Below are 18,856 nucleotides of genomic sequence, written 5' to 3' on the forward strand. Positions count from 1 at the left end.
AAATTGTATAATCCTAATATTCTTAGCTCTTGTGGAACAGGCATCTTGCCTGTTAAACTTATGCAAATTAAATGCACAACAGCTTAACTATCTGTACAGAAAAACATGGGTGCAAAAATGTCAGAATTACAACAAAAACGGGTAGTAGTTATCGGTGCTGGTTGGGCGGGTTTAGGAGCAACCTATCATTTAGCTAAACAAGGTTATGATGTCACCCTTCTAGAAGCAGGACCATATCCAGGTGGACTGGTTGCAGGTTGGCAAACCTCAGCAGGAAAATCTGTAGAAGCCGGTATTCATGGCTTTTGGTATCCTTACAGAAATATATTTTCTCTCATCAATGAATTAGAAATAAACCCCTTTACAACTTGGACTCGTTCTGCTCAATATTCCCCCGCAGGTTTAGAAGTTGAATCACCAATTTTTCAAGATTTACCCAGACTACCCACACCATTAGGAACTTTTATTTATCCGCAATTTCAAAGATTACCATTAATTGATCGTTTGAGTGCCTTACCTTTACTTTATAGCTTAATTGATTTTGATAATTCTCATGATGCTTGGCAAAGATATGATTATATAACCGCCCGTGAATTATTCAAAACTTTTGGTGTTTCCGCCAGACTTTATAAAGAAGCATTTGAACCAATGTTATTAGTAGGTTTATTTGCCCCCGGTGAACAATGTTCAGCAGCAGCAACTTTAGGAATGTTATATTATTTTATCCTTGCCCATCAACCAGATTTTGATGTAGTTTGGTGTCGGGGAACAGTAGGCAAAAAAATATTTCGTCCTTGGGTGCAGAAGATAGAAAAATTAGGAGCAAAAGTTTTAGCTAAACATCGAGTTACAGATGTAATTGTCGGTGGTAATAATCAGGTGAAAAGTGTAGTTTGTGGTGATCAAGTCTTTGATGCTGATGCCGTGATTTTTTCTGTAGGAATTACAGGAATGAAAAAAATTGTTGCTAATAGTCCTAGTTTACAAAATTATGCAGAATTTAGAAATATCAGCAATTTAGGCGCAATAGATGTATTAGCAACTCGCCTATGGTTTGATAAAAAAATAAATATTCCTCGTCCTTCTAATGCTTGTTTTGGATTTGATAATACAACCGGATGGACATTTTTTGATTTGAATGCTTTGCATGATGAATATAAAAATCAAACCGAGACAGTAGTAGAAGTTGACTTTTATCATGCCAATCAATTTTTACATTTAAGTGATGAGGAAATTGTCAGAATAGTTCAAGGATATTTAGCAACTTGTGTACCAGGATTTAAAGAAGCAAAAGTAATTGATAGTAGTGTGATTCGTTTAGCAAATGCAGTTACACATTTTTCACCTGGTAGTTATCAGAATATGTTACCTGCTAAAACCAGTTTGAATAATGTATTTATGAGTGGTGATTGGATTATTAACCGTCACGGTTCATGGTCACAGGAAAAAGCCTTTGTGACAGGTTTGGAAGCTGCAAATTTAGCAATTGAATATTTAGGAACTGGGAAAAAAGCCCATATTTTACCAGTGGAAACAGACGAGAATCATATACAGATGATGAGAAATATCAATCAAAATATCCGCTATCTTGGTAAATCAATTTTACCTGATTTTTGGTTGCCTTAATTTGCTAATTTTGCTGATTTTGCTAACTGCTAAATTAGATCCCTGACTTCTTTTATTATCATATCCATAATTTGGAATTAATTACAGAAGTCGGGGATCTGAGTATCAATTATGATTCTTGAATTTGTCTTTGCAAAGCCTCAACTTGCTCAAGAGATAACTCCGTAACTTGAGCAATTTGTGGTAAACTCATACCAATTCTTAGTAAATTGATTGCTACATTCCTAGCTTTTTCAGCTTTACCTTCAGCTTTACCTTCAGCTTTACCTTCTTCCAGAATTTCTTGGTAAATTACAGACTCGCGCATAATTTCACTCCTGAAAATCTTCCTGATCACTTGTTTATCTAATACTAACCCTGCTAAAATGCTACTAGCAGCAGCTATATTTCTTTGTAACCTTGGATCTGTAATGGTTTCAACAGCTTTTGCTACTTCGTTTAATACCATTGTAGGTTCTTTTGTCTGACTTAGCACCGCAAAGGGTAATAAACCGGGAAGATTCATAAATTTCTCGGTTGGTTGTTCCCAAAGTCGAATTACTTCAAATTCGTGGTATGTTTTACTGAGTCTAAAACTGTTTTGGTAGACTAATTCTGAATCTGTTTTTCTCAGATATACCACTATTTGACGCATTTCTTTATCAGGAAACCGCCGATAACCCCTGATCCGATAATCTGTCATTCTAAAAGGAATATCTTTATCGGGATCGGTTTGAAATTCACTGTGCAGAATTAATTGATTAGATTGTAGTAAAATTAATGAATCTGCTCTGATTGGTTCGTTTGATAATTCAGTGGGGCTAAGTTTTGTGAGTTCTATGGGTGAACCAAGTAACCATGTCACTAAATCATCTTTGTAGTTTTCAGCAAGGAATTTGCAGATGTTGTCATACATAAATTTGGGTGATTTAATTTTTATTATTATGATATGCTAATTTGTCAGAATCAGGATATCCAGGATTTAAGGATAGACAGGATTTTTTGTTATCAATATTTCGTCAGATATATTGACTTCTGAATTTAGCGCATCTCTGGCTATACTAAACAATCTATCATACAGATTTAATATTAGCTTTCATTCCTATGATCTGTCACCTGTCACCTGTTTACTGTCACCTACTTACCATAAACTCAATTGATTACTATTACTAAGATTATTCCAAGGTAAAGGCGGAACTTCTACACCATTTTCCTCTAATAATTGTTGAAAATAACGAGCATTATTAGGAGACATATCTTCTGTAGGACAATGTACAAACAAATAAATTTTAATTCCCTCTGATAACCACTTTTTAATATATGTCACCCATTCATTCATAAATTGCTCATTCATAGATAAACGGGGATGAGAAATAAATCTAATTAATGTAAAATTGGCAGTAACAGAAAATTGTACTGGTAATTGTGGTTTACGCCTTTCTGATGTTAATTGTGGATCATCTTCCCCAGAATACACAGGACGAGTATCTAATAAAACTCTACCAACCCCTAAATTTTCTAACAAAGTTGTCAAATTACTCAGATGAGGTTCTTTAAACCAGTCACCATGTCTCACCTCTAATGCTAAAGGTACATCTTGACGTGGCCATGCTTCCAGGAATGTCTGCAAATCATCCAGTAACGCAGGTGAGTAAGTAGGTGGTAGTTGGGCAAACATAGGACCCAAACGCTTACCTAATGGTTGCATCCTCTCTAAAAATGCCAAAGCTTTAGGAATATGAGGTTGCAGTAATTTTTGATGGGTAATATCTCGCGGTAACTTTAAGCAAAACTCAAACCCCGGAGGTGTTTCTGTCACCCAACGGGTAACAGTTTCCGGGTTAGGAACAGCGTAAAAAGTGGTATTACCTTCTACCGTGGTAAAACGACGACTGTAAAGATGTAAAAAGTCCGTGGTGCGAGTTCCAGGGGGATAAAGTTCGCCCACCCAACCTTTATAAGCCCAAACTGCACAACCGATGAAAAATCTCACAAAACCAGTTCACAAAACCAAATAATATCTTATTTTCTTTAATTCTATAACTAGGTATGGGATTTAATGATGTTTGATGATGTTTGATGATTAATTTTTGCCACTACCTGCTAGGATTGTATCAAGATTCTATAATAATGAGTACCAAATAAATTGGTATATTTTTGGTAAACTTATGCCCAGAAAAGAACAAGGTTGGGTAACATTCCAAACCTCAGAGGAAGAACGGAAGATTTTAGAAGAGTTCTGTCAGCATTCTCAGCGCACTAAAACTGAGATTTTGCGGGAACTGGTGCGGGGGTTAAATCAAAAACCTGCTGCATCTGCACCCACAATATCACAACCAACCCCCCAACAGAAAGTAGAAACCCAGAATGTTGAGATAGAAAATATTATTCCCAAGAAACCATTAAAAGTTAGTTCTCGTAATGTTTTAAAAGGAGTAGTTAAACGAGTCACTACGGGAACGGTTAACAGTGAAATAACTTTAGAAATTGTGCATAAAGTTGAATTAACTTCAATCATTACTAAAGTATCCGCAGAGGAATTAGGATTAGTTGAAGGTGCAGAAGCTTATGCTGTAATTAAGTCTAATGATATTGTGATTGCTAAGGATTAAATGTAAGCCTTCAGCAATCAGCTATCAGTAATCAGCAATCAGCTTAAACCTATAATGTGGGTAGGTTCTACATGAAAACAATATCATTTTATTCTGTAGTTAGGGCTTTAGCCCTAATAATTTGGAGGACTAAATTCCTCACTACAATATTATTTTACTCTGCCCTAATAATTTGGAGGACTAAAGTCCTCACTACAATATTATTTTACTCTGCCCTAATAATTTGGAGGACTAAAGTCCTCACTACAATATTATTTTACTCTGTCACCTTCACACCTTTCCAGAAAGCAATATAACCTTCTATATTTTTTGCTTTCTCTTTGGTGCTGGGATAGTACCAAGCTGCATCTTTATTAACTTGTCCATCTACTTCAATGGTGTAGTAACTCGCAACTCCTTTCCAAGAACAAGTGGTGTGAGTATCACTGTCTTTGAAATATTGTTTGTTAATAGCGTCAGCAGGAAAGTAATGGTTTCCTTCTACGACTACGGTTTTATCGCTTTCGGCTAAAATAGCGCCATTCCAAGTTGCTTTCATAGTGAGGATTGAAAAAAAAAGTTAACAATATATATTGTACCTTACCCACAACGGAAAATTACTCAAACCAATCTTCACCACCTGGCAACTTTGCCAAATAATCATCAATCATATTTGCCAACTCTTTAGGCTGATATTGATAAATTAACTGTAAAATATTTTCAGCAAAATCAATCAAATCTTCTCGATTCAATCTTTGGTAAACTTGGGAGCATCCCAAATGTGTAAATTTATTTTGTTCTAACGGTAAAAATGATCCAAGGCTTGATATGATTGAACCGCAAAGGACGCAAAGGACGCAAAGCTAAGAGAGTTTAAGAGATTTTTTAGTGTTGCTGCGATTATTTTTTCAAAATTGGGATGCTCCCGGAAACTTGACTTGGTTTTAAAGTCCCGCCAAAAATCTCCGAACTCGCTGGACGAATCGCCATTTCTACCGCTTCTGCTAATAATTCTCGCCATTCATCAGCTTTAATATAATAAGAGGATGTTTTAAAAGTCTCTCATGATGTATCAAACATTTTCAGATCCCCCTATATCCCCCTTAAAAAGGGGGACTTTGACTCTAGTTACCCCCTTATTAAGGGGGGTTAGGGGGGATCTGCAAGTATCTAAAGTCACCATCTAAAACTTTTCAAACAACCTCTAAGACTTTTGATTATCTTTAACATTCAATTTAGCAATTTGAATCACAGAATCAGAAATAGACGCAATCCAAGAATTAGTTAAACGCTGTTCAATTTGATTTTTAATCAAGTGAATAACCAACCTCAATAAAAAAGCTTCTATTTTTTGCAAAAATGCCTGTTTACTCATCTCCTCCAAATCATCAATCATTTCCAAAGCATCATCATAACGCCCTTTTAAGATACTTTGCCTTAAATCTATTAATTCTTGGGTCATAATTATTTCCTAGAAATGCTAACTTATAATAAAATCCTCAACCTCATCCTGTTACAATACTTTTCGGTTAAGCCTAAAAAATAAAATTCTGTAGGTTGGGTTGAGGAACGTTCACGCAGTGTGCCGAAGGCATAACCCAACATTTATAGACATTTGTTGGGTTTCACTTTGTTCAACCCAACCTACAAAAATCCTTAACCTAACAGTATTGCATCCTGTACATCCTAAAATCCTGGAAATCCTGATTCAGACAATTTCAAATTCATCCTGTACATCCTAAAATCCTGGAAATCCTGATTCAGACAATCCTAGTTTATAATTATAGCCACTATTCCCCGTTGTGTAACCAGCGTGAGTTAAAATTTTTATATCTTTATCCCTGCGTGAACAAACTCCACACACACATTTACCATGCTTCAGTATCCCCAACTAGAAAAATATTTAAAAAATTACTTTGGTTATGACCATTTTCGTCCTGGACAAAGACAAGTTATCGAAGATGCCCTGCAAAATCGTGATTTAATGGTAGTCATGCCCACAGGTGGGGGTAAGTCTTTGTGTTTTCAATTACCTGCACTTTTAAAACCAGGTTTAACAGTGGTTGTATCACCATTAATAGCATTAATGCAAGACCAAGTGGAAGCACTGAAAAATAATAATATTGCCGCCACTTTTATTAATAGTAGTCTTAACAGTTATCAAGTTCGCTCCCGTGAAGAAGCGATTATGACTGGTAAAGTTAAATTATTATATGTTGCTCCAGAACGGTTAATTAGTGAAAGATTTTTACCGCTTTTAGAGGTAGTTAAAGAAAAAATTGGTCTGGCTAACTTTGTTATTGATGAAGCTCATTGTGTGTCTGAATGGGGTCATGATTTCCGCCCAGAATATCGGCAATTAATATTATTAAAAAAACGTTTTGTGAATGTGCCAACGATGGCTTTAACTGCCACTGCTACAGATAGGGTGAGAGCAGATATTATTCAACAATTAGGATTAAAGCAACCTAGTATTCATATTGCCAGTTTTAACCGCCAAAATCTTTATTATGAAGTGCGTCCTAAAAGCAGTCGTTCTTATGCAGAAATATTAGAAATAGTCAGAGAAAATGAAGGTTCAGGAATTATCTATTGTTTAACCCGAAAAAAAGTTGATGAACTAACTGTTAAATTACAAAATGATAAAGTAGTTGCTTTACCCTATCATGCAGGTTTAACTGATGATGAAAGAAGCAAAAATCAAACTAAATTTATTCGGGATGATGTGCGGGTAATGGTAGCGACTATTGCTTTTGGTATGGGTATTAATAAACCTGATGTGCGGTTTGTAATTCACTCAGATTTACCGAGAAATTTAGAAAGTTATTATCAAGAATCAGGACGTGCAGGAAGGGATGGTGAACCCTCACGGTGTACTTTATTTTTTAGTTTTGGAGATGTAAAAACTATTGAATGGAGTATTAACCAAAAAACCGATACTCAAGAACAATTAATTGCAAAACAACAACTCAGACAAGTCATAGATTATGCTGAAGGAACAGACTGTAGACGTACTATTCAATTAGGTTATTTTGGGGAAAGATTTCCCGGAAATTGTGGTAATTGTGATAATTGTCGTTATCCCAAACCTGTACAAGATTGGACTATTGAAGCAATGAAGTTTTTATCTTGTGTAGCAAGATGTAAAGAAAGATATGGCATGAGTTATATTATTGATGTGTTACGAGGTGCGAAAACTCAAAAAATTGCCCTGAATAAACATGATCAATTATCTACCTATGGTATCGGTAAAGATAAAACTGTAGATGAGTGGCGAATGTTAGGAAGATCCCTTTTACATCAAGGTTTATTAGAACAAACTAATGATGGTTATTCGGTGTTAAAACTTAATGCTTTGAGTTGGGAAGTGATGCGAAAACAACGCCCGGTTTCTATTGCTGTTCCTGTTGCTCAAAGATTAAATGTAGTAGATGTTAATAGCAAAGCTTTAGATGTAGAACTTTTAATGAACAGGTTGCGAACTTTGCGGAAACAAATCGCCGATGAACAGGGTTTTCCGCCTTATATGATTTTTCAAGATTCGACTTTAAAATTAATGGCACAAGTCAAACCTAAAACTTTAGAAGAATTTGCTAATTTGGATGGTGTAGTTAGTTATAAAGTCAGTCAATATGGGGAAAAGTTTTTATCAGTAATTCAATCCCATTGTCAAGAACAAACTTTTCCACCACCCAAAAATACTGATCACTATCCAACTGATACGGAATCAACTACATTTGAATTATATCAACAAGGTTTTAGCATTCAAGAAATTGCCGAAAAGCGTAATGTGAGAACTTCTACTATTATCCGTCATCTCTCAGATTTGATCGAAAAAAATCAACCTGTAGATTTAAATTTATTAGTACCTTTTGAGCGACAAAAGAAAATTTGGCAAGTTATAGATGTTTTAGGTGATATTTCTTTAACTCCCATTAGGGAATATTTAGGAGAAAGTTATAGTTTTGATGAAATTCGTTTAGTTAGAGCTAGATGGCGCAAAGAAAATAAAAAATAGCGGTGATTCAGTTAAAATCTTTCGATGAAGTCTAGGTATATTCAGACTAAGAAACATCCTATTCCTGAAATTACTATTTCACAGAGTATTTCGGGAGCATCCCAATTTTGAAAAAATGAATGCAGCAACACTAAAAAATCTCTCACAATCTCTTATCTTTGTGTCCTTTGCGTCCTTTGCGGTTCAATCATATCAAGTCTTGTAGCATTTTATTTCCCTAGATCAAAATAAATTTACACATTTGGGATGCTCCCAGTATTTCAGGTAAATGAGGCACAACGTTGAATCTTGAAACTCTTTTGGTATGGGAATCTTGTTGGCCAAAGCTGTACCTCAATCAGATAAAATACGCTGTTTTTTATCTTCACCACTAATTTAATCCACAGTCGCCTATCTTAATGAAAAACTGGGAATTTCTGGAATAGGTTCTGATGTAGCTGATGGAGAAATATTCATCTTCTCTTCTTCCTGATTTATTTGCGTCTTTTGGGTAGGAAGAATTATAGATAAAAATTTAGGTAAAACCAAACAGACAACCGTATTTAACAAAGTTATAAGTATGCCATCTATTAAACTCATAGATCATTCTCCCTTGTGAAACTTGGTTGCTGGTCTTATCTAGTATGAACTATAACTTTGATCTTAGGGCAATTATTCGATTTTGAATTTCTTTTGTTGTATATAAATAAATCAAATACTTTACATAACTAATTATAAATTTAAAAAACTTAAAATTCAGAGGAAGAGGTAAAGGAAAAAGCAAAAACCTTTAACCTTTCCCCAACCCAAATAAGCTAAATCAGCTATTTATTCTCCCCAACCAGGAGAACACTGAGAACAAAATTGAGGGCTAAATTTACAAAATTGGCTACCAGTCAAATGGTAAACTGTACAATAGGGAAAACTCGTAATTTCTACTTTAGCTGTATTCAACCTAGAATCTATCAGTGAAGGTTTAGGTAGTTTGGTTTTGCAAGAAGACAGCATAGATAGAAACTTGGGCAAAGCTAGACAAGCAAAAGCATTGATGATAGTAATTAATAATGCCTCAAATACACCGATAGGTAATCACCTCCTTGAGAAATTAGGCAGTAATAATTCATAATTCATCATCTCTAGACTGTAGAGCAACCTGGTTTTTCGACTTATGGAAATAGGTTTGAGAGAATTAAGAATTACGAATTAGTAACGATGAATTATTTGGTCATTGCATAAATTACAAAGTAAAATACATGGAACTATACAAAAACAGAACCATTGCATTTAATCTATATAAATTTAGTTTAGCATAAAGTTTGGTCAATAGAACTGTTGAAATTGTGCTACTGTCATACACAGTCAGGAAAGCTGATATCTAACACTGTTATTAGAAAAATCACAAATTTACTAAACAACTAAGTGCTATGTCAAAAATACAACCTGATTCCTCTTTTTTATCCAACGTCACTGAGCGAGAATACCGAGCATTGCAAAGTTTGGCAGATTACACAAATGTTGAGTCGTTGCCAGAAATATGGACTTTGGCTGCCAGGAAATTTGGTAATATTGTTGCTTTGCATAACCCCCACGCAAAACCCGAAGTAAAGATTACCTATTCTCAGCTATCCTTACAAATTCAAAGATTTGCAGCGGGTTTGCAGGTTTTAGGGGTGAATATAGGCGAGGATGAAACATCTAGCACTGGACAACGCATTTCCCTGATAGCAGATAACAGTCCACGCTGGTTTATTGCTGATCAAGGGATCATGACTGCGGGAGCAGTAAACGCAGTGCGTAGCGCCCAAGCTGAAAGGGAAGAATTACTATATATTATCGCCAATAGTGGTAGTACGGCGCTGGTAGTTGAAGATATCAAGACATTCAAAAAACTAGAAGCAGGTTTGCAAGACTTACCCATTAAATTGGTAGTCTTACTTTCTGATGAAACACCACCTACAGCAGAAAATTATCAAGTGGTGAATTTTACCCAATTACTAGACATTGGTAGTAACCAAACTTTAGTAGCAGATAAACCCAGCGGTGATGCCTTGGCAACCTTAATTTATACCTCTGGGACTACAGGCAAACCTAAAGGTGTGATGCTTTCTCATAAAAATTTGCTGCACCAAGTCAAGACATTGGGAACTATAGTTCAACCACAACCAGGAGATATAGTCCTGAGCATTTTACCCACATGGCATAGTTATGAACGCAGTGGAGAATATTTTTTACTTTCTCAAGGTTGTACACAAGTTTATACAAACTTACGTTCAGTTAAAGAAGACCTGAAAGAATTTAAACCTAATTTCATGATTGCTGTACCCCGGTTGTGGGAATCAATTTATGAAGGAGTGCAAAAACAGTTTCGGAGTCAGCCAGCTAATAAACAAAAGCTGATTAAATTTTTACTGGACATGAGCCAGAAATATATCACAGCGCGACGCATTGCCCAGGGATTGAGTTTAGATCATGTCAATGCCTCAGATATGGAGCGAATAGGGGCGAAAATAGTAGAATTAGCCTTGTCACCGTTTCAAGCACTGGGAGAAAAATTGGTTTATGCTAAAGTGCGAGAAGCCACAGGGGGCAGAATAAAACAAGTCATTAGTGGTGGTGGGGCGCTACCCAGACATATAGATAACTTTTTTGAAATTATTGGGGTAGAGATTTTACAAGGGTATGGTTTAACAGAAACCTCACCAGTGACAAATGCGCGTCGGCCGTGGCGAAATTTGCGGGGTTCATCAGGGCAACCAATACCGGGAACAGAAGTTAAAATAGTTGATCCAGAAACGAGACAGCCCCTACCAGTAGGAAAACGAGGTTTGGTGTTGCTCAAAGGACCACAAGTGATGCAAGGATATTACAAAAATCCTGAAGCGACAAAAAAAGTCATAGATGCGGAAGGTTGGTTTGATAGTGGTGATCTCGGTTGGGTGACACCCCAAAATGATTTGGTGCTAACTGGTAGGGCTAAAGATACAATTGTTTTGACCAATGGGGAAAACATCGAACCGCAACCGATAGAAGATGCTTGTTTGCGATCGCCCTATATTGATCAAATTATGCTCGTGGGACAAGACGAGCGCAGTCTAGGAGCTTTAATTGTTCCCAACCTGGAAGCCTTAGAAAAATGGGCAGAAAGTCAGAATTTGAAATTAAGCACCCAAGATGATCATACTGGCTCGACCAGTCAAAAAATTGACTTAGAGAGTAAAATAATCCAGGATTTATATCGGCAGGAATTGAATCGGGAAGTCAAAAACCGTCCAGGTTACAGAGCCGATGACAGAATTGGACCATTCACACTAATTCTCGAACCTTTTTCCATTGAAAATGGCATGATGACACAAACTTTAAAAATTCGTCGTCACGTTGTCATGGAACGATATCGAGATATTATTGACGGAATGTTTGCCAAATAACTCCACTTGCAAACCATCAGAGTGAACGTGAAATTTTTATGGATGTATTCAACCCTCAATTGCTTTTAAAGCGCGTTGTTAACGTCAAAGCTATTGTTACTCCTCTTTGGAAAGAGGAAGTACAAGAGCAATTGCAAGCGCAGATCAATCAACTAGATCAGCAACTGCAACAGCTAGATATTGAAGGACAAAGAGCAATAACCGCCATACAAAAACAGAGTTTACAACCACCAGGACCCCAAACCCTGCAACAAATTGACAATATCCAACTTCAGGTTAATCAAAAGAAAAGTGAACTGCTAGAGCAAAAAAACCAACTACTACAAAACCTTCAGCAAGTGCAGTATCTGGAGTTAGATCAAGAAGTCAACCAGTTTCAAATGGAAGGCTTTTTCAAAATAGAAACCGGAGACAACCTCATTAGTAAAATGCAGGTTGAAATTGTACTCAGAGATGGCGTAGTCGAGGAAATTCGCGGAGATGTTTAGTTATTAACAGGGAACAGGGAACAGGGAACAGGGAACAGTAAGATGGGGGGATGGGGAGATGGGGAGAAATATTTGCCTTCTGTCACCTGTCACCTGTCACCTGTCACCTGTCACCTGTCACCTACTAATCACAGTTTTGAGTAACATTATTCTGGGTTGGACTTTTGGAGAAACATTGTACTTGGGAGCCAGCCCAGATAATTTCCCAGACTGGGGGTGAACTAACCAAGAGCGATCGCCCAAAGCGGCTCATCTCTACTCGATATTTAATTGCACTTACTGAATTAACTGAATTATTTTTTACTGGATTGAGTTTTGTAATTGTCACTAAAGCTTGGTTCGGTTGGGGATAAGCTACCTCTACTTGCGGCTTTCCCTGTAAGGTTTTCACATCATACAGAATGTTCAAAGCCAAGGTAGCAGGATCACTGCCTTGGAGAATAGAATTGATACTTTCTAAAGGAATAGTTGTATAATAAGAACGTTCAGGAGTAGCCAGCAATGCTGATGAATCTTGTTCTACAGACAACTGCTGCTGTTGTCCATTAGCAGTTCCAGCCATCAAGGCAGAAGGCTGTCGCTGCATCACATAAACCCCAGCAGCAGTGGCAAAGATGCTGAGTGTCAAAATTAAAAGAAATTTGAGCTTTGCAGACATAATAATAGTATTGAAAGGGAAATTTCCAAGAGTTTTAGATTTAACTCTCACCCCTAGCAACTGCTGATGAGCAGGTTTTGTGTGTGAAGGAGTGGTGAGGAGCATGGAATATATATAGCAATCTTGGTAGCTATTGACGAACTATCAATGATTACTTTATTTATAGACATCTACCTTTGTTTTGAGTTCCAATTGGCATTGGTAATTGATAATTGATAATTGATAATTGATAATTGGGAAAAATAAAATTGATTACCCAGTCACCAGTCACCAGTCACCAGTCACCAGTCAAGAGTCAAGAGTCCCCAGTCAAGAGTCCCCAGTCAAGAGTCCCCAATCAATTGCTCCAAAATTCTCGTAGCAAGATACAATTCGATCTGGCGACATTTGTTAAAGTCCATAAAATTATTGATTCTGAAACCACCATTATGAGCATTCATGAAGTATTTATGCCGGCGCTGAGTTCCACCATGACTGAGGGAAAGATAGTCTCTTGGGTGAAGTCGCCGGGGGATAAAGTGGAAAAAGGCGAAACAGTGGTGGTTGTCGAGTCAGATAAGGCTGATATGGATGTGGAAACTTTCTATGAAGGGTTTCTCGCTCATATCATTGTCCAAGCTGGTGAAACTGCCCCTGTTGGTGCGGCGATCGCTTACGTTGCCGAAACAGAAGCAGAAATAGAAGCCGCTAAGGCTATGGCTGGTGGTGGTAGTGCTGTGGCTGAAGCCGCACCTGCATCCGCACCCGCACCTGTACCCGTGGCCGCTGCTGCAACCGTGGCCGCACCTGCAACAGCTTCTCAAAATGGCTCAAACCATCGGGAAGGACGGTTAGTAGCTTCGCCCCGCGCTCGCAAGTTGGCGAAAGAATTAAGAGTTGATTTAAATAACCTTAAAGGCAGTGGTCCTTACGGTCGCATTGTCGCTGAAGATGTGGAAGTTGCTGTTGGTAAAGTTCCCCAACCTACTACCCCGGCTATTACTCCCATTGCAACGACACCAGCACCAGCACCAGCGCCCGCACCCGCACCCGCGCCCGCAAAACCAGCACCAGCACCTGCCCCAGTTGCTGCGGCCGTTCCTGGTCAAGTCGTACCATTCACTACTCTGCAAAATGCAGTGGTACGTAATATGATGGCCAGCCTAGCAGTACCTACATTCCATGTTGGTTATACTATTACCACTGATGGATTAGATAAACTTTACAAACAAATTAAATCTAAAGGTGTCACCATGACGGCGCTATTAGCGAAAGCTGTAGCGGTGACATTACAAAAACATCCTTTACTTAACGCCAGTTATTCAGATCAAGGTATTGTTTATCATTCCAATATCAATGTTTCCGTCGCTGTGGCAATGGATGATGGTGGTTTGATTACACCAGTGTTACAAAATGCCGATCAGGTAGATATCTATTCTCTCTCACGCAACTGGAAATCTTTGGTAGACAGAGCGAGAGCGAAACAACTACAACCAGAGGAATATAGCACTGGTACATTTACTCTGTCTAATTTGGGAATGTTTGGTGTTGATACCTTTGATGCGATTTTACCACCAGGACAAGGTTCAATTTTAGCGATCGCCGCTGCTCGTCCCCAAGTTGTCGCTACCCCAGATGGTTTATTTGGTGTACGTCAACAAATGAAGGTTAACATCACCTGTGACCATCGTATTATTTACGGCGCTCATGCGGCTGCATTCTTGCAAGATTTGGCAAAATTGATTGAAACCAACCCTCAATCTTTGACACTGTAAGGAAAAAATCTAAAAACCAATAAATCTTAATTTCAGACTTGGAGTTTTTTTAAATTCCAAGTTTTTTTAAATTCCAAGTTTTTTTAAATTCCAAGTTTTTTTATAGTGATCCGATTTGATTCATGAATTGTTCGTGGAGGCAGGGAACAGGGAACAGGGAACAGGAAATAAGGCTTTCAGTATGTACTGAGTTCTGTTCAAAAATCAAATAGGAGTCCTATATATCCCTGGATATAGATCCCCGACTTCTTCAAGAATTCGGGGATCTGTTTACCTGTTTACTGTTATCAATTCAAGCTAATCTGAAAGTGGATATCAGATAAAGTCAAAAAAATAAAGTCAAAAAAAAGATGCCAACAGAACATAGTTTAATTTTGGATATCACAACAGTGTTAGTCGCTACTGCTTTAGGAGGATTTTTTGCCCATCAGTTGCGTCAACCTGTGATACTGGGTTATTTAGTTAGTGGTTTTGCTATTGGACCTTTTGGGTTTAAGTTATTAAGTAATGTTAATGAAATTAAATCTTTAGCAGAAATTGGAGTTGCCTTTCTGCTATTTGCGCTGGGTGTAGAATTTTCTTTAGCAGAACTCAAACGAGTTAAAGATATTGCTATTAAAGGTAGTTTATTACAAATCGGTTTAACAATTGCTCTAGTAACAATAGTTACCCTCTTAACAGGTTGGGCTTCTAGCATTACAAAAGGCATTTTTTTAGGTGCAGTTTTATCTCTTTCTTCCACAGCAATAGTATTAAAAACTCTCACAGAAAAGGGTGAAGTTAATACAGTACATGGGCAAATTATGCTGGCAATTTTAATTGCTCAAGATTTAGCTTTGGGTGTGATGTTGGCAATAATTCCAGCTTTACAACAACCTGAAAATATTGCAGTAGCTCTCGGTTTGGCTTTAGTTAAAATTACAATATTTGTAGTAATTGCAATTATATTTAGTCGGTGGGTAGTGCCTCGTGTGTTAAGTAATATTGCCGCGACAGAAAGCAATGAGTTATTTTTATTAGTTGTAATTGCTTTATGTTTAGGAGTTGCTGTAATAACTGCAAATTTGGGTCTTTCTATTGCTATGGGGGCGTTTGTTGCTGGTTTAATGATATCAGAAATTGATTATGCTGACCAGGCTTTAGCGAAAATTTTACCTTTGCGAGATACTTTTGCTAGTTTGTTTTTTGCTTCTATTGGAATGTTGATTGATCCGGCTATTCTGATCAGTAATTTTGCTATAATTTTAGAACTTGTGGCTTTGGTATTACTAGGTAAAGCAGTAATTATTTTCGGAATTGTTTTAAAGTTTGGCTACTCTCTCAAAAATGCAATTATAGTCAGTTTGGGAATTAACCAAATTGGTGAATTTTCTTTTGTATTAGCTTTGGTAGGGTTGCAATTAGAATTGATATCTCAACAAACCTATTCTTTATTATTAGGAACAACAGCAATTACTCTCATTCTTACACCATTCTCTCTCAAAGTTGCTCCTTTTATTGCCGATAATTTAAATCAACATCCCTTATTATCACAGTTTTTACAAAGATTTTCTGCACCCAAAACCATATCTATGCCAGAAATAATGACTGATCATGTAGTGGTAGCAGGTTATGGTAGAGTCGGGCAAGTAGTTGTTAATATCTTACAAAGTGAAGGATATCCAGTTTTAGTTATTGAAAATAGCGAAGCATCTGTACAAAGATTAAGAATGCGTCAAATACCTTATATTTTTGGTGATGCAGATTCAGAATTAGTATTAGAAAAAGCACATTTAGCCACTGCCAAAGCTTTAGCGATCGCCCTTCCTGATGCTGCTAGTACCCGTTTACTTTTAAAAAATGCTTTGACTATTGCACCCCATTTAGATGTCATTGCTCGTTCACATAATAACAAGGAAATTGATACTTTAACCCAAATGGGTGCGAAGGAAGTTGTACAACCTGAATTTGAAGCAGCTTTAGAGTTAGGAAATCATTTATTAAAAACTTTGGGAGCAGCAGAAAGTTACATTCAAACTGTGATCAATACTATTCGCAAAGATAGATATTTAAGTGTGAGGCCAGATAAAGAATAGGAGTCAGGAGTCAGGATAAACATAAATTACTTTACTACCTGTTCCCTGTTCCCTGTTCCCTATTTCCTTATCCTTTTACACACAAAACTTGTTTCAGTGTTGCTACCACTTTTACTAAGTCTGCTTGGTTTTCCATGACTGCTATTTTTATGTATATTACAATTATACTACATTTATTTTTATCTGTCAACTTCTGAGCAGAAAAAAACCGCATAATCTCATTTTTTCAGAAGTCGGGTATCTTGGCTGGTCATGTACGCCAAAATACATAATAATTATTGTTGAGGATCTTAATTATTATGGGACTGGCGTGTTTACATGACTTTAAAGGCGGTTTTATTCGATTTTAATGGTGTCATTGTCAAAGATGAGCCAATTCATTTAAAATTAATAGATGAAATTCTAGTGCAGGAAAATTTGCAACCGCAAAAGCTGCATGAGCGTCAAGGTTGTTTGGGAAGGAGCGATCGCGCTTGTTTTCAAGATTTGCTCAAAAATCGTGGTAGAGTAGTAACAGAAGAGTATTTACTTGAGTTGCTGCAACGTAAAGCCCAAGCTTATGTACAAGAACTAGAAAAACTGGAAAAATTGCCTTTGTATTCGGGAATAGAAGATTTAATTTTTCAGGTGCGATCGCAAAACCTTAAACTCGGTTTAGTTAGCGGTGCTTTGCGTCAAGAAATCCATCTGGTGCTAGAACGTGCTAACCTGATTGAATATTTTACGGTTATCGTTGCAGGTGATGACATCACTACCAGTAAACCTCAACCTGAAGGTTATTTGCTGGCTGTAGAAAAATTAAATCAAGTATATCCAGATTTAAATTTGCAAAGTCAGGAATGTTTAGCTATTGAAGACACTCCGGCGGGTATTCAAGCAGCAAAACGCGCTCAGATGCAAGTTGTAGGAGTTGCCAATACTTACCCATTTCATATGTTACAACGTCAAGCTAACTGGACAGTTGACTATTTGACAGAGTTGGAATTAGAACGGGTACAGGAAATTTTTTTGCAGCAAGATGTGAACAATATCAAAACCGAGTGTTAAAATAGGATATGATCAAGGGGAATTAGCTCAGTTGGTAGAGTGCTGCGATCGCACCGCAGAGGTCAGGGGTTCGAGTCTCCTATTCTCCATTTATTCATCTGCATTTCAATTTGCCAAATTTCACACATAACAACTTAAAATCTTAGTATTGTAACTATTAGGAGCATCTTACTCCTACTTGTGATCATAGCCTTGCCAGAATTTAGGAGCGAGAAAAAATATGATAGCTGTAAAAAATCGCGCTGATAGAGTCGTATTATATGATATTAGCTGGCAACAATTTGAAAATATTTTACAAAATTTAGGACAATCTCGCGCTGCTACCATAGCTTATGATAGCGGAACTTTAGAAATTATGACACCTTTACCAGAACATGAACATTATAAAGAAGTAATTAGTGATTTAGTTAAAGATATTGCTGATACTTTAGATTTAGATTATGAAAGTTATGGTTCAACTACTTGGAAGCGTGAAACCAGACTAGCAGGTTTAGAATCAGATAATTGTTTTTACCTACAAAATGAAGCAAAAGTTAGAGGTAAATTAGATTTAGATTTAACCCAAGATCCGCCTCCAGATTTAGCTTTAGAAATTGATATTACCAGTAAATCTTTAAATCGTTTTCCTATTTATGCCCGCTTGGGAGTACCAGAAATTTGGTGTTATGATGCTGAAAAATTGAAGATTTATCTCTTAGAAAATGGTGAATATATAGAATCAGAAACAAGTTTAGTTTTTCCTGGTTTACCAATTAGAGAATTACCAAAATTGATAGAAGAACATAGAAACGAAGGTAGAAGGGCAATTAGAAAAGCTGTTAAAAATTGGGTTAATAATCAGAGGATATTGTAAAATTCAGATCCCCCCTAACCACCATTAATAAGGGTAAATCTAATTTTTAACTTTACAAATCAATTATTAATACTATATAATGAATACAACCATTAAAACATAATTCCTAAAAATTCTTTAAATCGGGCATCTCCAGGATACACAAAATGGCAATCAAAAAAAGTGAACTTTACAGTTCTTTATGGAAAAGTTGCGATGAACTGCGGGGAGGGATGGATGCTTCCCAATATAAAAACTATGTCCTAGTTTTATTATTTACCCAAGTTGCTAGTTATGGGGAAGAGCGATCGCTAAGGCTGTACTTTGTGAAGGCAGTGGGTGAATAAAGTAATAAAATCCCCTCCAGTCAGAAAAAAAGGAGGG

Annotated in this window: 16 protein-coding genes, 1 tRNA gene and 1 pseudogene; 11 read left to right on the forward strand and 7 right to left on the reverse strand. The window is 37.0% G+C overall.

The genetic code is table 11. From position 1 onward, the window contains the following. Positions 1-117 precede the first annotated feature (117 nt). Positions 118-1,626, forward strand: a complete 1,509-nt coding sequence (locus K2F26_RS15515) for a hydroxysqualene dehydroxylase (protein ID WP_220608545.1) — start codon at positions 118-120, stop codon at positions 1,624-1,626. 109 nt (positions 1,627-1,735) lie between these two features. On the opposite strand, the gene K2F26_RS15520 is transcribed toward K2F26_RS15515, so the two are convergent. Both K2F26_RS15520 and K2F26_RS15525 read right to left on the reverse strand, forming a co-directional pair. Next, positions 1,736-2,521 carry an Rpn family recombination-promoting nuclease/putative transposase gene (locus K2F26_RS15520; protein ID WP_220608546.1) on the reverse strand — a complete coding sequence of 262 codons (786 nt, stop codon included), beginning with the start codon at positions 2,519-2,521 and terminating at the stop codon, positions 1,736-1,738. Positions 2,522-2,746: 225 nt separating this feature from the next. Then, a complete protein-coding gene (locus K2F26_RS15525) occupies positions 2,747-3,598 on the reverse strand; it encodes a DUF72 domain-containing protein (RefSeq protein WP_220608547.1) in 852 nt (283 codons plus the stop codon). Positions 3,599-3,773: 175 nt separating this feature from the next. On the opposite strand from K2F26_RS15525, the gene K2F26_RS15530 reads away from it, so the two are divergent. Next, a complete protein-coding gene (locus K2F26_RS15530; RefSeq protein ID WP_187038387.1) occupies positions 3,774-4,217 on the forward strand; it encodes a TOBE domain-containing protein in 444 nt (147 codons plus the stop codon). Positions 4,218-4,473: 256 nt separating this feature from the next. On the opposite strand, the gene K2F26_RS15535 is transcribed toward K2F26_RS15530, so the two are convergent. The 3 genes and pseudogenes from K2F26_RS15535 to K2F26_RS15540 all read right to left on the reverse strand — a co-directional run. Beyond that, entirely contained in the window at positions 4,474-4,755 is a 282-nt protein-coding gene (locus K2F26_RS15535) for a DUF427 domain-containing protein (protein ID WP_220608548.1), read from the reverse strand. A gap of 58 nt (positions 4,756-4,813) precedes the next feature. Then, on the reverse strand, positions 4,814-4,948 hold the full coding sequence (locus K2F26_RS25210; protein ID WP_302850023.1) for a hypothetical protein: 135 nt from the start codon (positions 4,946-4,948) through the stop codon (positions 4,814-4,816). 455 nt (positions 4,949-5,403) lie between these two features. Beyond that, positions 5,404-5,658, reverse strand: a pseudogene (locus tag K2F26_RS15540) (DUF29 family protein); the annotation flags it as partial. A gap of 411 nt (positions 5,659-6,069) precedes the next feature. On the opposite strand from K2F26_RS15540, the gene recQ reads away from it, so the two are divergent. Further along, entirely contained in the window at positions 6,070-8,214 is a 2,145-nt protein-coding gene (gene recQ / locus K2F26_RS15545) for a DNA helicase RecQ (RefSeq protein ID WP_220608550.1), read from the forward strand. A 390-nt stretch (positions 8,215-8,604) separates the two neighbouring features. On the opposite strand, the gene K2F26_RS15550 is transcribed toward recQ, so the two are convergent. Continuing rightward, the gene (locus tag K2F26_RS15550; protein ID WP_220608551.1) at positions 8,605-8,793 is read right to left on the reverse strand and encodes a hypothetical protein; all 189 of its coding nucleotides are present in this window, start codon (positions 8,791-8,793) and stop codon (positions 8,605-8,607) included. 824 nt (positions 8,794-9,617) lie between these two features. Here K2F26_RS15550 and K2F26_RS15555 point away from each other — a divergent pair. Both K2F26_RS15555 and K2F26_RS15560 read left to right on the forward strand, forming a co-directional pair. Then, the gene (locus K2F26_RS15555) at positions 9,618-11,618 is read left to right on the forward strand and encodes an AMP-dependent synthetase/ligase (protein WP_220608552.1); all 2,001 of its coding nucleotides are present in this window, start codon (positions 9,618-9,620) and stop codon (positions 11,616-11,618) included. 38 nt (positions 11,619-11,656) lie between these two features. After that, complete coding sequence (locus K2F26_RS15560) at positions 11,657-12,106, forward strand: YlqD family protein (RefSeq protein WP_220608553.1); 450 nt, start codon at positions 11,657-11,659, stop codon at positions 12,104-12,106. Between the two features lie 124 nt (positions 12,107-12,230). On the opposite strand, the gene K2F26_RS15565 is transcribed toward K2F26_RS15560, so the two are convergent. Further along, positions 12,231-12,764, reverse strand: a complete 534-nt coding sequence (locus tag K2F26_RS15565) for a hypothetical protein (protein WP_220608554.1) — start codon at positions 12,762-12,764, stop codon at positions 12,231-12,233. Positions 12,765-13,192: 428 nt separating this feature from the next. Between K2F26_RS15565 and K2F26_RS15570 the strand changes: the two genes are divergently transcribed. From K2F26_RS15570 to K2F26_RS15595, 6 genes are all read left to right on the forward strand, one after another. Further along, complete coding sequence (locus K2F26_RS15570; RefSeq protein ID WP_220608555.1) at positions 13,193-14,518, forward strand: dihydrolipoamide acetyltransferase family protein; 1,326 nt, start codon at positions 13,193-13,195, stop codon at positions 14,516-14,518. 350 nt (positions 14,519-14,868) lie between these two features. Further along, positions 14,869-16,593, forward strand: coding sequence for a cation:proton antiporter (locus tag K2F26_RS15575; protein WP_220608556.1), 1,725 nt, complete (start codon positions 14,869-14,871; stop codon positions 16,591-16,593). A gap of 318 nt (positions 16,594-16,911) precedes the next feature. After that, positions 16,912-17,640: an HAD family hydrolase gene (locus tag K2F26_RS15580; RefSeq protein WP_220608557.1), complete on the forward strand. Its 729-nt coding sequence runs from the start codon at positions 16,912-16,914 to the stop codon at positions 17,638-17,640. 16 nt (positions 17,641-17,656) lie between these two features. Further along, positions 17,657-17,729 (forward strand) — tRNA-Ala (locus tag K2F26_RS15585). Between the two features lie 131 nt (positions 17,730-17,860). Continuing rightward, on the forward strand, positions 17,861-18,493 hold the full coding sequence (locus K2F26_RS15590) for a Uma2 family endonuclease (RefSeq protein ID WP_220608558.1): 633 nt from the start codon (positions 17,861-17,863) through the stop codon (positions 18,491-18,493). 146 nt (positions 18,494-18,639) lie between these two features. Next, positions 18,640-18,819, forward strand: a complete 180-nt coding sequence (locus tag K2F26_RS15595; protein WP_246605379.1) for a type I restriction-modification system subunit M N-terminal domain-containing protein — start codon at positions 18,640-18,642, stop codon at positions 18,817-18,819. Positions 18,820-18,856 lie beyond the last annotated feature (37 nt).

It is taken from the genome of Sphaerospermopsis torques-reginae ITEP-024 (assembly GCF_019598945.1).
In the GTDB taxonomy this organism is placed as follows: Bacteria; Cyanobacteriota; Cyanobacteriia; order Cyanobacteriales; family Nostocaceae; genus Sphaerospermopsis.

Excerpts from the sequence above, each read along its gene's own strand:
- K2F26_RS15515 (WP_220608545.1), top strand. The coding sequence starts at position 118 with ATGTCAGAATTACAACAAAAACGGGTAGTAGTTATCGGTGCTGGTTGG.
- K2F26_RS15520 (WP_220608546.1), bottom strand. The coding sequence starts at position 2,521 with ATGTATGACAACATCTGCAAATTCCTTGCTGAAAACTACAAAGATGAT.
- K2F26_RS15530 (WP_187038387.1), top strand. The coding sequence starts at position 3,774 with ATGCCCAGAAAAGAACAAGGTTGGGTAACATTCCAAACCTCAGAGGAA.
- K2F26_RS15535 (WP_220608548.1), bottom strand. The coding sequence starts at position 4,755 with ATGAAAGCAACTTGGAATGGCGCTATTTTAGCCGAAAGCGATAAAACC.
- recQ (WP_220608550.1), top strand. The coding sequence starts at position 6,070 with ATGCTTCAGTATCCCCAACTAGAAAAATATTTAAAAAATTACTTTGGT.
- K2F26_RS15550 (WP_220608551.1), bottom strand. The coding sequence starts at position 8,793 with ATGAGTTTAATAGATGGCATACTTATAACTTTGTTAAATACGGTTGTC.
- K2F26_RS15555 (WP_220608552.1), top strand. The coding sequence starts at position 9,618 with ATGTCAAAAATACAACCTGATTCCTCTTTTTTATCCAACGTCACTGAG.
- K2F26_RS15560 (WP_220608553.1), top strand. The coding sequence starts at position 11,657 with ATGGATGTATTCAACCCTCAATTGCTTTTAAAGCGCGTTGTTAACGTC.
- K2F26_RS15565 (WP_220608554.1), bottom strand. The coding sequence starts at position 12,764 with ATGTCTGCAAAGCTCAAATTTCTTTTAATTTTGACACTCAGCATCTTT.
- K2F26_RS15570 (WP_220608555.1), top strand. The coding sequence starts at position 13,193 with ATGAGCATTCATGAAGTATTTATGCCGGCGCTGAGTTCCACCATGACT.
- K2F26_RS15575 (WP_220608556.1), top strand. The coding sequence starts at position 14,869 with ATGCCAACAGAACATAGTTTAATTTTGGATATCACAACAGTGTTAGTC.
- K2F26_RS15580 (WP_220608557.1), top strand. The coding sequence starts at position 16,912 with ATGACTTTAAAGGCGGTTTTATTCGATTTTAATGGTGTCATTGTCAAA.
- K2F26_RS15590 (WP_220608558.1), top strand. The coding sequence starts at position 17,861 with ATGATAGCTGTAAAAAATCGCGCTGATAGAGTCGTATTATATGATATT.
- K2F26_RS15595 (WP_246605379.1), top strand. The coding sequence starts at position 18,640 with ATGGCAATCAAAAAAAGTGAACTTTACAGTTCTTTATGGAAAAGTTGC.